Genomic DNA, 14,641 nt, shown 5'->3' with positions numbered 1-14,641 from the left:
ATCACTCTCCCTCCGGCACCGCGAGCAGAAGCGGCCGCACCAGCACCTGGCTCGGGCGCATCGACTCGGCGATCGACTCCTCCGCTGCGACGCGCTCGCTGTTCTCGCGCAACGATGCGACCTGCACCAGGGCATCGGCATCGCGCTCCCAATCGCGCACGCGCTTAACCCACTGAGCGACCCGGTCATCGAGATCAGCGCGGGCATCGACCATGAAGTTGTGCATCCGATCACGCGCCTGCTCCACCGCGATCGGGATCAGGTGCTGCCACCGAGACGGATCGAGATCCCCGCGGTTGACGAGGCGCCCGAACATTCCGACGGAGTCAAGCGCTTCACGCGCATCCTCGTGTGCCTGAAGCATCACATTCGACGGCCCCAGCTGCGGAGCCGTCATATACGAAGCACCAACAACCTGCCCGCGGCGGTTCGTGAGCGTGCCCACGAGCACAACCGTCGGAGTGTCCACAGACGTGCGCAACACAAAGACCTCGTTTCGGGCGAGCTTCGCGAGCGCGCGATCAGCCGCCCAATCGAGCACCGGGTGCAGCGGCCCGAGATAGTGGCTCTCGGGCCACAGCGACGAGCGATCCGCGCGCGAGCGCGCCTCTGCAAGCGACCGCTCCGCCGCCGTGCGCGTAGTCGCCAGCGCGAGGCGCTCAGTGACCCGCTGCTGCTGCACGTAGGTCTGAGGCAGCACACGCAGACGCTGGGCGAGATCCGGGGGCGGCGCAAGTGAAACGAGATGGTGGTTCGCATGCACCTGCAGGCCAAAACCGCCGCGCTCAAGCGGAGCCTCCGCGGTGTCCGACAGCTCGGCGAGCGCCTGCTGCAGGAACTGCTCCGCCGAATCGAACAGCGTGAGATCCGGAACCTCCGCTGACTCGACGACGGCGCTCTCCTCGGTAGCGAGCAGGGCGAGCATCTGCGCAAACGGATCCGACGACTCCGCCACCGAGTCCACGGTGGGAACGACCTCGTCGAAGTCCGCGCCGCGTGCGAGCGCCGACATGATCGCCTTCTCCTCCGCCTCGGCGTCATAGTGCCCCATGAGGCTGGCAGCATCACCGAGCGCGGTGTGCGCCTCGCTCTCACGCTCAAGCAGGCGCGTGAGCACCCGCACATCCCCCGAGAACATCTCATCGGAAGGGTTCAGCAGCAGCGTGGTGATACGGGGCGGGTGTTTCTGCCCATATCGGTCGATGCGGCCGTTGCGCTGCTCGATGCGGATAAGGCTCCACGGGATGTCGTAGTGCACCAGCTCGTGGCACTGCGCGTGCAGGTTGACGCCCTCCGAGGCGATGTCCCCCGTCACGAGAATGCGGATCGGACTCGAAGCGAGTTTGAAGCTCTCGACGATCTCCTGCTGCTCCACATCACTCAAACCGCCGTGCAGCACGGCCACCTGCTCGGGGCGGAGCTTGAGCGCGGTGCGCAGCGCCTGCTGGAGCCACTTGAGGGTGGCGACGCGCTCGGAGAAAACGACGAGCCGCTCCGAGGCGCTCGCGCTGATGCCCACCTCCCGAGCGACGTCGAGCAGCGCGCGGAACTTCGCCGACGACTCCGGGGCGGCGGCATCCGCGAGCTCCAGCAACCGCTCGAGCGCCACGCGCTCCCCCGAACGGGCCGCGTCGGACCCGAGGCGCTTCAGACGCTCCTGCACCGTCTCGCGGAATGCCGGGATCGACGAGAGAAAGGCCTTCGCGAGCGTCCAGGGGAACAGCGAGGAATTCTGCCCCGAGTACGGGCTCTGTCCCGACACAGGGTGCAGCCACACCTGCGACAGCTCGCGGGCGATCGCATCCTCGGCGGCCGTCGCCGGAACGAGCACGTTGTTCGGCGGACGCCGCTCAGCCCAGTCGGAGCCGACCTCCGCCTTCACCTCCGGGCTGTACCGGTGGCGGCGGATCACGAGCTTCTTGAGCATGTCGGTGTCGATGTCGTTCGACGGCGACACCGCGGTCGGCTCGAGCAGACGCACCAGCTCGGCGAAGGACTCCTTCCGGCCGTTGTGCGGGGTCGCACTGGCGAGGATGAGCGCCTCCGTCTGCGGCGCGAGCACGCGGGCGAGGCGGTTGTTGAGGGTGGCGCCCGTGATGTTGTGCGACTCATCGATCACCACGGCATCCCACGAGAAGTCGCGAAGGTGCTGCAGGTAGCGATCCTGCTTGAGCGTGTCGATCGAGATGATCGCCCGCTTGAAGCGACTGAACGGGTTGCGCGTCGCTGGCAGCTCCTGGCGCACCCGCTGAATGCCGACGGAGTCGAGGCGCACGAACGGCAGCGCGAAGCGCGTCCACATCTCGTGCTGCATCTGCTCCAGCACGTGCTTCGGCGTGACGATCAGGATCCGCTCCCCCCGGCCGCGACGCACAAGCTCGGACAGGATCATGCCGATCTCGATCGTCTTGCCGAGCCCCACCGCATCCGCGATCAGCAGACGCGGGCGCAGCAGATCGCGCGAGAACGCGCGCTGCACCGCCGTGCGCTGGTAGCCGAGCGAGTTGACGAGCATGTGCGGCGAGACGCTGAGGTCGGCGCCGCCGAGCGGGAGCGACGTCTTGCGGATCGTGGCCTCGAGCCACAGGCGAGCGCGACGGTAGCCGGGTGAGTCATCTGCTGTGACCCGCGCCTGCGCTGGATCGAGCGGCTCGATCTCATCGAGGAGGCTGTAGAACGACGCAGTCGTTCCTCGAACCAGCTCGGACAAGCCCTGGGCCCGCACCAGCAGTCCGCTGCGGGTCGGCTCGACCGAGGTCACGAGCCACTCAGCGTCGCGCACCACAACGATCGATCCCGGTGCGACGGCAACGTCATTCAGCATCGGCAGCGATACACCTCTCGGGCAGAAGCAATAGGACGCAGGGGAACCCGCGCGTGACCGTAACCCTACGACGCGCACGCGACACTCGGTCGTCGGCCCGGGAGCTACGGTCCGGCGGGCCCGGAACCCGTGACCCGAACTGGGGCCATAAACCCGCCCGCCGCCCCGCCAATCAACGAGAACGCCCAGCCCGCCCGTTCCTCCCCCAGTTCGGGTCACGCAAGCTGCATTGGTCGACTCAGTGTCGGAGGTGGCGGGTAGTTTCAGCTGTACCGGACCGACGGGGGGTCGGCTCGGGGAGCATCACTGGAGTTGCTGTGCAGGGCTGGGACCACCACAAAGAGCTGGCCGACGTCGTTTGGGAGCAAACCGACGCGTGCCTTCGTGTTTACGCGGAGCAGCCGAGTCGCGTGCACCAAGACGCCGGGATCGAGCAGCAGATCGCTGGCGGCGGCTACGAGCACCGGCAGATCGAGGAGCTCGCGCAGAATGCCGTCGACGCTGCGCGTGAAGGCGGTAGCCGCATCGAAATCGTCCTGACGCGCGACGCACTCTACGTCGCGAACGACGGCAAGCCCTTCACCCGCGCGGGTGTGGAAGCCGTCATGGCGAGCCACATCTCGAACAAGGACGACGACTCGATCGGCAAGTTCGGCATCGGATTCAAGTCGATCCTGGCCATCAGCTCACGACCCATGATCCTGAGCCGCACGGTCGGTCTCGCCTTCGACGCTGAATGGTCGAAAGCGACGCTCCTCGACGAGGGCTACGAGTTCCCGATCTACCCGACCATGCGCCTCGCGAAGACCGTCGACCCCAACGTCGAGGCGCAGCGGGATCCGATTCTTGCTTCGCTCATGCCCTGGGCGAGCACCGTGATCGTGGCCCCGCTCAACCAGAAAGGGCATTACTCACTCTCCAAGCGGCTGTACGCCTTCCCTGACGAGTTTGTCCTGTTCTCGCCGCACATCAAGCGCGTTGCTATTCGCAACCTCGCGGAATCCGACCCGGAGGCCAGGAAGGACCGCCCCGGGCGCCCGGCAGAGCGCGAGATCGAGCGCTCCATCGAAGCGGACGGCACCGTGGTCATCCGATCCGGACGGAACGTGAGCCGTTGGACCATCGCATCGGTCGAGCACGAGCCGTCCGCGAAGGCGCTGGACGAAGCCGGCCGCCTCGCTGCACGCAAGCGGCTGACAGTCTCGTACGCGCTCAAGCTCCCGCCGAAGAACGACCTCGGCACCTTCTGGGCCTATTTCCCCACCAAGGAGCAGACCTCGCTGTCGGGCCTCATTAACGCGGCCTGGAAGCTCACCGAGGATCGCATCCACGTCCTCGAGTCCCGGTTCAACGAGGAGCTGCTGAAGCGGGTCCCGGCGCTCTTCGGGCAGGCGATCCAGCGTCTCTCCGAGCGGGGCGAGGGCGTTCTCGCACTGGATGCGATGCCTGCGCGCGGCAAAGAGATCCGCAGCTGGGGCGACGAGGTTCTCAACGAGCCCATGTTCGATCACCTGCGTCGCCTCCCGTCGCTCGCGGACGGGACCGGACGGCTCCGCGTGCCGTCCGAGCTCAAGTGGCTGGGCGACATGGACGAAGCGATGCTTGCCGCCTGGGCAGAAGTTCCTGGCGCACCAATCGCCGACTGGGTTCACGCTGACGCCTACCGGAGCGCCGAGCGGAGGAATCGCGTCGAGCGGCTCCGGCCGGGCAAGGGAGCCGACTCCGTGCAGTCGTGGCTCGAAGCTCTGGTTCCTGAACCGACTGTGGAGACATCGGCTGCGGCCATCGCCTTCGCAGCGCGCCTCTCCTCGTCGCTTCGAAACGTCGCGGATACGACCCAGCGCCGACGCATCGATCAGGGGCTCGCGAGTGCACGGATCGTCTTGCTCGAGAACGGCGAACTCAGCGCCCCGAGCCGCGGGCAGGTGTTCGTGCGCATTCCGGGAGAAGCGCGTGACGACGTCGCCTACGTGAACGCCGAGCTCGCTGAGCTGCCGGGCGTCAAGGACGCGCTGGCAGAGCTCGGCGTTGTCATCATGGACCGCACCGGTGAGCTGCACGCCCTGCTCAAGCGAGTAACGGACTCCCGCGTCGCGTCCGAGACGGGGCGGCTGTGGGCACAGATCTGGAACGTCCTGCGCGACATCCCGCTGGACCACGCACTCACGATCCTCCGAGAGGACCTCGGGGATGACTTCGAGACGCGAATCCGCGTACGTACAGGAGACGGCGGATGGTCCGACACCGCCAACTCCTTCCTCGCGGGCGCGATCGTGCCTCCCGACGGAAGTCGCGATCGCGCGTTCCTGATCGATCCGGCGTTCCATCGTGAGGACGCCGAGCTCCTGCGTGCAATCGGCGCGGTCGACGCCCCGACCGTCCGCCACGATGCCCCCAAGGAGGCGTGGCTCGACTCCTACGAGGACTCGGTCGCGGATGCCTTTATCCGCGCGCAAAGCACGATGAAGCCGGAGCGCTCCAAGCTCGTGATCTCGGGCCCGCGCCCGCCATGGCCCCTCGACCCGGTGCTGCGGATGAGCGAAGACGCCCGGATCGCCGTCACGGAGCATCTCATCGCTCAGGGGTTCGCTTCCAAATGGACCGTCGAGCACGCCACCAATCGCCAGTACGGCCGCCACCACGTGATGGGACCGGAAGCGTGGTTCGTCAAGCGCCACGGACTGGTCCGCACCGAGTTCGGCGTGATGCCGATCACCCGGCCCCTGCGCGCAAGCGAAGACATCGATCCGCGCATCCTCCCCGCGATCGAAGTCGGAGGCGCGCTCGCAGAGATGCTTGAGTTGCGCGAGGACCCCGACGACCTGAGCGCAAACGACTGGAAGCAGGCCAAGGAAGTCGCCGACCGCTGGATCAGTTCGGACGAGGCGGACAGCCGCCGCATCGAGTTCTACACCTGGCTCCCGACCCGCTACACACCCGAAACCGTCATGGTTCGCGTCGGTCGATCGACGCAGCAGGTCGAGCTGGAGAACGTCGGCGTGACATCGGATCGCGGCGTGTATGAATCGATGCTCGAGGCCCAGATCCCCGCCGCCCTCGTGGCACTCCCCGAGGACGCCGATCGATTTATCGAACACTGGGGTATGCGGAAGGGAAGCGACCTCCTGCAAGAGGAGATCGTCATCAAGGCATCGGGCGAGCCGTCGTATCTCACAGACGTCTTCCCGCCGCTCAAGCTTCACCTGGAGCTCGAGGATCAGGACCTGATGCTCCAGCCGGTAGACACGCTCGAGAAGATGATCGCCACGGCACGAGGGCAGGTCGCAAAGCGCATCAACTTCTACCGCGAGGGCTCCACGCTCTATGCGACTGCGCACGACGACCAGCGCGCGCTGCTGCAACAGGTCTCGCAGCTCACCGGACTCGGTCTGTCCGACAGCGACATCTCGTCGGTCCTCGACCAAATGTCCAAATCGAAGGCGAACGAGCTCCGCGTCCAGCTCGCGCACGCGCAAAACGATGACGAGCGACTGGTCTCCGCGGTCGGCATCGACGCTCTCCGCCGCATCGTGCCCGCGCAAGCGGTCAAGGCGCTGGAGGCTCGCCCCGAGGGCATCACCGACAGCGATATCGCCGCACTCGCGCGTGCCGTGCACGGAGTGTCGATCCTCAAGCAGCTGCGTCCCGCGCTCGAGGAGCGCGGACTAGAACCGCCGCGCGAGTTCACAGGACGTCAGCGCACCCGCGCCTGGGTCCGATCGCTCGGCTTCCCCGTCGAGTGGGCCGGGTTCCCGGAGGCGCGACGCCCGGCGATCGAACACATCGACGGTCCCGTCGATCTCAAACCGCTGCACGACTACCAGGAGCAGGTAACGCTGCGGATCGCCGCGCTGCTCAAGGGGGTCGGTAAGGACCGCGGCATGGTCTCACTGCCGACCGGAGCGGGCAAGACCCGCGTTACGGTTCAGGCCCTCATCGAAGGGGTGAAGGCTGGAGACATTCCGCTCGACCGGCCACTGATCTGGATCGCCCAGAGCGACGAGCTCTGCGAACAGGCGGCAGAGACCTGGACTTACGTCTGGCGCGCGATCGGTTCGGGTACTCCGATGAGTCTCGGCCGCCTCTGGGCCTCGAACGAGGTCGATGAGGAGCCCGATACCTTCCAGCTCATCATCGCCACCGACGCCAAGCTGCTCGCGATCACGCGACGATCAGCCGAGCAGTACGAGTGGCTGCGCAATCCGAGCGTCGTCGTGATCGATGAGGCGCACCAGTCCATCGCCAGCGAATACACGCAGGTGCTCGAGTGGCTTGGGCGCGGAACCCGTGGTCGCAACACCGCGGAGCGCAAACCGCTCATGGGACTGACAGCAACACCGTTCCGAGGGACCTCCGAAGAGGAGACGAAGCGCCTCGCGCTCCGCTACGACCACAACCGGCTCGACCGTGGGTCGTTCCGCAACGATGACGACCCATACGGCGAACTGCAGGAGATGGGAGTGCTGGCACACGTGGACCAGATGCTGCTCGACGGCGTCGACGTGCACCTGTCCGTCGAGGACGTCACCGCGATCGAGCGCAGTCGCCTTCTCCCCGCGGCCGTCTCGGAGCGCATCGGTTCCGACCTCGATCGCACACAGCGGCTGGTGAACTCGATCTGCTCGCAGGATCCGTCCTGGACGATGCTCGTGTTCTGCCCCTCGGTCGAGAACTCTCGAGTGCTCGCAGGACTCCTGACACAGCGCGGCGTGCCCGCTGTCTCCATCTCCTCGGACACCGAGCCCGCGGCACGGCGCCACTACATCGACGAATTCAAGGCCGGGCGCATCCGCGTGCTCACGAACTTCGGCGTGCTGATCCAGGGTTTCGATGCCCCCAACGTCCGTGCGGTCTATCTCGCCCGCCCGACGTTCAGTCCGAACGTCTACCAGCAGATGGTGGGGCGAGGTCTCCGCGGCCCCAAGAACGGAGGCTCGGATCGGGTACTGATCGTCAATGTCAAGGACAACTTTGACCAGTTCGGTGACCTCCTCGCGTTCAACCAGTTCGAGCACCTCTGGAGGCGCGTGTGACGGTCACTGAGCTCGACGACAGCCAGCGCGCAGTCGTGGAGATCGGATACGGAACGCGGCAGGTCGTGACCGCGGGGCCGGGCGCGGGGAAGACGGAGACCGTCTCGGCGCTCCTCGAGCACCTGGTTGAGGACGAAGGTCTCGCGATCGAGAGCGAGCTCCTCGTGATCAGCTTCTCGAACGCCGCCGTCGACGCCGTCGACCGCCGGCTCCGCGCGAAGTCGCTGCCCCCGGCGACGATCCAGACCCTGGACTCGCTCGCGGCGGACATCATCCGTGATCTGGGATCGGACGACTTCTCCGGAATGTCGTTCGACCAGCGCGTCGTCGAAGCTCGACGGCTGTTGAGTGAAGACGATTGGCCGCGACTCGAGGACCTATTACACCTCGTGGTTGACGAGGTGCAGGACATCGTCGGTGTGCGCGCCGACCTGCTGGACGCGCTCCTCGAACGACTCGACCCAAAGGCGGGGTTCACCCTTCTCGGTGATCTCGCCCAAGGGATCTACGACTTCCAGATCCGCGATCGGGACGGCTCCCCTTCACCTGCGTCGAAGACCACTGCGGTCGAGCTCCTGCATCATGCCTACTCCGAGCACGGAGCCGAGCAGCGGGTCCTTACCGGGCAGTACCGCGCACGTACTCGCGAGACCTTCGCCGCGATCAGTCTTCGTTCCTCTGCCCTGACCGCGGATGAGAGGAGCGAAATCGCGAAGTTCCGCGCGTCGCTCGTCGTCGCTGGCGACATCTCGGAGACGGCGACAGCCGCGGCTCGGTGGAAGGGCACAACAGCATTCTTGACCTCAACGAACGGACAGGCGCTGCTGATCGCTCAGCAGTTGGGCGCATCCGGCTATCCCGTCGAGCTCCGGCGGAGTCCGCGGGACATCCCCTATGCGGGGTGGATCGCGCAGGCGCTCGGGCGGCATCCTCGACGCGGGATCAGCCGCTCGGAGTTCGAGGAGGCTGTCTCCGGTTCCGGTCCTATGCATCCCAGCGCCGACATGTGGCGGGCACTCCGGGCCGTCACCGACGCCCGAAGCTCCGAGTTGGACCTCACGCACCTCGCTGCGCGCCTGGCGATCCGGCGCTCGCTCGTGCCCGCCCTCACTGGACAGCAGACGGCGGGAATGGTCGTCTCGACGATCCATCGTGCGAAGGGGCTCGAGTTCGACAACGTCGTGCTCGTGGATTTCCCTGAGCGATTCGCAGACGAAGAAGACGCCTCGGCCGCAACCGAAGCCGCGCGGGTGCAGTTCGTCGCGCTGACGAGAGCTGCGGGCAGGATCGTGCGGGCTACGGGACCGTCCGATGCCGGGCTGACCTCGACAGTTTCCCCGACCGGCGGCACCCGCTGGGTGCGCAAGGGGTTCAAAGGCGGAGTAACTGCCATCGAGCTCATGCCGTCGGACGTCGCACCGTTCGAGCTGCAGGGCGAGGATGGCCTACGAGCACAGGACGCACTCCTCACCTCAACCTCGGGTTCGGTGGATCTCGACCTCGTCATGAACCCTCGCCGCTCGACGCTCGACCTCCCCGTGTACTCCATCCGTCTCGGCGGCATCGAGGTCGCGGTCACTTCCGAAGCTTTCGGAGCCGCGATCGCTCGCCAACGCTTCAAGACCGATGATCGGGCACGGCCGGTGTGGCCGTCGCTCCGCGGCGCCGTGGGGCACCCGCCGATCACGATCCCGGAGCGAAACGACTCCATCGCCGCGCCTTGGGGCCTCTGGCTGGCGCCCAGGATCTCAGGATTTCTTCACATCGACTGGAAGGCTGCATCATGACCCGGTTGGATCCCTGGTACCAGGCGCGCACCGCCATGGTTGACGCCCTTATCGCCGATCTGCACGGCACCGAGGCCGACGCGACCATCGAGGAGGCACCGCTCGACCGCTACATCGTCGGCATCCTGCACCCCCGCTCAGTATCGAGCGAGGACGCGGCCCCCGTTTTCGCCGACGAGGTTCCGGAAGACGAATCCCCGTCGATCGAAGGCGACTCCGACCCGGGGGTCTCGTTCGCGCACCTCCGGTACCCGTCCTCAGTCGGAATGACCTTTGGGGTCTCTTCGGGCACGCAGCGCGTCTCAATCTCGGTCGGAGCAACACGATACGCACCGGCCGAGCAGCAGCCGATGCAGCCCGGTGACGACGACGTTGCCACCCGTGGCGGCGGCAGGCATGGTTCATGGGCAGCGGATTCAGTCCGCCCCGAGCCCATTGAGGTGCAGGTGCGCCCGGGCGTCGACGAGCGCGAAGTCGCACCCGGGCTTCTCTTGCGTTGGGTGATCCGCGACGCCGTGGACGAAGTCGTCAGCATCACCGTCGTGCTGGTGAACACGCAAGAGCGAACGGAGAAGGGGCGCGCAGACCATCTCTGTTGGTTCCGTCCGACGATCTCAGCGAAGACCATCGACGGAATGTTCGTCGACCGCCGTCCGCGGCAGCGACTCGATCACTTCGACGAGGACGAGCGCAGCGGAGAACTTCTCTACCGGCAAGAGCGCCACCTGGCCGTCGGGCACGGTGTCGCCGTGACATGGGACGAGAGCCCCAGGGTCACGCACGTCGAGACGACGTTCTTCCCGTCGCACGAGCTGCCCCTCGCGGATGCGGAGGTCGAAGGCGTCTCCGCGCTCGACATGGGCGAGTTCGCTGAAGGACGAGGCATGCGTGCGCTCAGCGACCTCGCTGGCCGCTACGAGTCGTGGATCGGCTCCCAGCGCCGTCGCGCTGCGCAGGAGCTCGCTGGCCCAATTGCGGAAACTGCGAATCAGCACCTCGACCTCGCGGAGCAGGCAGCGAAGCGCATCCGGCGCGGAATCACACTGCTCGAGTCCGACGAGGACGCCGCACTCGCCTTCCGGCTCATGAATGCGGCGATGCAGCAGCAGCGCCGACGCCAGGAGATGATCCGCAGCGGCGCCACCGCGCCGTCGAACGACGTTCGAGCTGAGTGGCGCCCGTTCCAGATCGCGTTCGTCCTTTTCAACCTCGAAGGATTGAGCGACCCGTCCAGCCCCGAGCGCGACCTCGCCGACCTCCTCTGGTTCCCCACCGGTGGCGGCAAGACAGAGGCCTATCTGGGGTTGATCGCCTTCTCGCTCACGCTTCGCCGTATCCGCAGGCTTGGGCCCGGCGAAGATGGCGCTGGCGTCGGCGTCATCATGCGCTACACGCTCCGGCTGCTAACGCTGCAGCAGTTCGAGCGCGCCGCAGGACTGATCTGTGCGCTCGAGGACCTTCGGACCACACGTCCCGAGCTGTCCAACGCCGCGCCCTACTCGATAGGGCTCTGGGTCGGGCAGAGCGCGACACCGAACAGTGTCGAGAACGCTCGCCGGGCGTTGAACAAGCGCCGCCGCGGCGAGGACGTCGGAGACCTGGGCGACCCGGTCCAGCTGCTGAAGTGTCCGTGGTGTGGCAGCAGCCTTGACGAGAATCAGTACGACACCGAAACCGACCGCAGCCGGTTGATCGTCCGTTGCCCGTCCTCATCATGCCGATTCTCGGGCGGACTCCCTGTTCACCTCATCGACTCGGATGTTTACGCCTACCGCCCGTCCCTCATCATCGGAACCGTCGACAAGTTCGCAATGCTCGCTTGGAACGAGCAGAGCGGCCGATTCTTTGGAACAGGGGGAGCGCTCGCGCCGGACTTGATCATCCAGGACGAGCTCCACCTGATCAGCGGGCCGCTCGGCACGCTCGTGGGACTGTACGAGACCGCGGTGGACCATCTCGCAACCTCTTTGGAGGGTCACCGTCCGAAGCTCGTCGCCTCGACCGCCACGATCCGTCGCGCGCGAGATCAGGTTGCTGCCGTCTTCGCGCGCGAATCGATGCAGTTCCCCCCGCCAGGTCTCGACGCGAGCGACTCCTTCTTCGCCGTGGAGGCGCCGCGCGACAGGAAGGGCACACGACAGTACGTCGGCGTGATGGCCCCGAGCACGAGTCATGCCACGCTCCTCGTCCGTACTTACGCCGCGCTGCTGCAGGCCGGGGCAGAACTCGACGCGCCAGACGAGGTGAAGGACGCCTACTGGACCCTCCTCGGCTACTTCAACAGCCTCCGCGTGCTCGGGGCGGCGTACATCCAGTCGATCGACGACGTCCGCGACCGCATTGGCGTCGTCGCCACGCGCCATGGTCGGCCGCCGCGCGCCACCGAGGCGCCTCGCGAGCTCACATCGCGGGTGAAGTCGAGCGAGATCCCCGTCGAGCTCGACGCGGTCTCGCTCTCGTATCCGGATCCGCTCGCCGCCGACACCGTGCTCGCCACCAACATGATCTCGGTCGGCGTCGACGTCGACCGACTGGGCCTAATGGCGGTGATGGGACAGCCTCAGACGACATCCGAGTACATCCAGGCCACAAGCCGCGTGGGACGCAGGCACCCTGGTCTGGTCGTCACGCTCTACAACGCCTCGCGTTCAAGAGATCTCTCGCATTTCGAAGCGTTCACGACATACCACCGTGCGCTCTACCGGCAGGTGGAGGCGACGGGAGCGACTCCATTCGCCCCCAGGGCACTCGATCGCGGGCTCCACGGCGTTCTCACGATTCTCGCGCGGCACACCGTGCCGGGTGCTGCGCCCGATACGGCCGTCAACGTTCCCGCCGTCGACGGCGCGCTCAAGGGCCTGACGCAGATCCTCGTCAAACGTCTGCACATGACGGGCGCCGAACCCCGAGCCGAGATCGAGTCGGAGCTCAAACGAGCTGCCGAAGAGCTATCTCACCAGTGGGAAGCAGCGGCAGCAGAAGGGCTCTCGCGGTACGGCCTTTGGCACCCGAACAACGAGGACATCAGGTCGCTGATGGTGCCAGCGGGCAGCGAGCTGGTGGACAACGGCGAGCCGCTCATCGCGAGCTTCCCGCCCCAGCGCACTCCGTGGCCCACGCTCACGAGCCTTCGGAACGTGGATCGCGAGAGCACACTCCGCATCCTCACCCTCGGTCGTCGAAAGGAAGAGGCACCCGATGGCGCCCAGTGACCGTCCCAAAGCCAGACAGTCCCAACTCGTCACCACGTACGGCGTAGGATCGCTGTTTCCCGCAGGCGACCAGAGTCTAATGATCTGCGGCATCGACTCCTGGGACGAGAGGTTCTCGCCCGAGATCGAGGAGCCCCGCCTCGCGCGCTCGCTCGGCGTCCGCACCTTCCGAAGCCCGTCGAGCGGCCGAAAGATCGGAGACGTACCGGTCGTCCGGTTCCCGGAGTACCACTACTGCCCCGAGTGCCGCCGGCTCGATCCGTTCTGGAAGTTCGACCCGAGGAAGATGAAGTGCAACGACTGCGATCGCGACATCACCCCGTCGCGCTTCGTCGCGTGCTGCGAAGACGGCCACATCGAAGACTTCCCCTACTTCAACTGGGTCCACCGCGGCGCTGAGGGTGCCCCGGGAGGGAGGCACCAGCTGAAGCTCACCACCCGAGGCGCCTCGTCGTCGCTCGCCGACATCGTGATCTCTTGCACATGCGGAGTGAAGTCCTACGACCTAGATGGCTCGTTCAGCTACAGCGCGCTGCGGCAGATCAAGAGCTGCGGAGGCAAGCGGCCGTGGCTCCCCGATGCACAGCCCGACCAGTGCACCAAGCCTCTCCGCGTGCTTCAGCGCGGTTCCTCGAACGTGTGGTTCGGCGCTGTGCGATCGGCAATCTCAATTCCTCCGTGGTCGAGTCCGGATGCGCGGTTCGTGAACAAGTACTGGACCGTCCTCAAGCAGTTCCCGGAAGAATCGCTCGAGGTCGCCCTGCCCGCATTCGCCGCTTCCGAACCGGGAGTAAGCATTGAAGGAGTTGCTGACCTCATCCGCCGCCGCCACACGTTCGACGATGCAGAACCTCCGACCGAAGTCGACCTCCGGAACGACGAGTACTTCGCCCTGCGCGATGGAAGCGTCACGCGGGGGGACGACACGTTTACCTGCCGGGAGGTCGAGGTGTCGCCTCGGCTTTCAGGCGTTGTCGCCCAGGTCTCCGCAGTCGACCGCCTGCGCGAGGTGCGCGCCCTACACGGTTTCACGCGCGTGACCGCATCTGCCACGGCCACAGCGACGCCGCGTATGGCGAAGCTGAGCTCTCGCCTTACCGACTGGCTCCCCGCCACAGAGGTGCTCGGCGAAGGCATCTTCATTCGTCTCGACGAGCGGGTCGTCCATCAGTGGGAGTCGACCGGCCTCGCCTCCCACCGCCGCGGCCTGCTCGCCGATTCGCTCGAGCTCCGGGCCCGCGAAGCGGGAATCGACGCGATGCCTGCACCGACAGCGCGATTCCTCGCCCTGCACACCCTCGCGCATGCCGTGTTGAAGGAGCTCAGCCTCGACGCCGGATACCCAACCGGAGCGCTTCGCGAGCGCGTCTACGCAGAAGAGGGCCAGGCGGGGTTCCTCGTCTACACGGCCTCCTCCGACGCCGCAGGAAGCCTTGGAGGACTGGCCGCGCTGTCGTCGCCGGAGCCACTCGCCCGAGCAATCGAGGGCGCCCTCGCCAGAGCGGCGTGGTGCTCGAATGATCCGGTGTGCTCTGAATCCGTGCCTTCAGGAAGCGACGGGCTCAACCTGGCCGCGTGCCACGCGTGCATGCTTCTGCCCGAGACGAGCTGCGAGTCGAAGAACATCTATCTCGACCGGGCACTGCTGATCGGGGACCTCGAGGAGGGAGGCGGGCTCGCCGATGCGCTCCTCGCGTGACGGTTGCCCCGATGACTTCAGCGACCATCACCTGATGAGCCCCGCGCATGGTGCACGAGGATGCGACTCGCGCCGGCTAGGCTGGA

At 66.5% G+C, this 14,641-nt stretch carries 5 protein-coding genes; 4 read left to right on the top strand and 1 reads right to left on the bottom strand.

Annotation, left to right across the window (positions count from 1 at the left end):
- Position 1: 1 nt before the first annotated feature.
- Entirely contained in the window at positions 2 to 2,824 is a 2,823-nt protein-coding gene (locus tag HCR12_RS05075; protein ID WP_166869343.1) for a helicase-related protein, read from the bottom strand.
- Positions 2,825 to 3,234: 410 nt separating this feature from the next.
- Between HCR12_RS05075 and HCR12_RS05070 the strand changes: the two genes are divergently transcribed.
- Genes HCR12_RS05070 through drmB form a run of 4 tightly spaced genes read left to right on the top strand, consistent with a single transcriptional unit; the run spans position 3,235 to position 14,555 of the window.
- Positions 3,235 to 7,857, top strand: a complete 4,623-nt coding sequence (locus tag HCR12_RS05070) for a sacsin N-terminal ATP-binding-like domain-containing protein (RefSeq protein ID WP_166869345.1) — start codon at positions 3,235 to 3,237, stop codon at positions 7,855 to 7,857.
- A complete protein-coding gene (locus HCR12_RS05065) occupies positions 7,854 to 9,644 on the top strand; it encodes a UvrD-helicase domain-containing protein (protein WP_166869347.1) in 1,791 nt (596 codons plus the stop codon). Before HCR12_RS05070 ends, HCR12_RS05065 begins: the two co-directional genes overlap by 4 nt.
- Positions 9,641 to 12,856, top strand: a complete 3,216-nt coding sequence (locus HCR12_RS05060) for a helicase C-terminal domain-containing protein (protein WP_166869349.1) — start codon at positions 9,641 to 9,643, stop codon at positions 12,854 to 12,856. Before HCR12_RS05065 ends, HCR12_RS05060 begins: the two co-directional genes overlap by 4 nt.
- Complete coding sequence (gene drmB, locus HCR12_RS05055; protein ID WP_224763682.1) at positions 12,843 to 14,555, top strand: DrmB family protein; 1,713 nt, start codon at positions 12,843 to 12,845, stop codon at positions 14,553 to 14,555. The genes HCR12_RS05060 and drmB overlap by 14 nt, the downstream gene beginning before the upstream one ends.
- Positions 14,556 to 14,641: the final 86 nt, after the last annotated feature.

It is taken from the genome of Salinibacterium sp. ZJ70, from assembly GCF_011751865.2.
Taxonomy (GTDB): Bacteria; Actinomycetota; Actinomycetes; order Actinomycetales; family Microbacteriaceae; genus Homoserinibacter.
The sequence above is the reverse complement of the archived record's forward strand: the minus strand, read 5'-3'. Positions and strand labels throughout refer to the sequence as shown.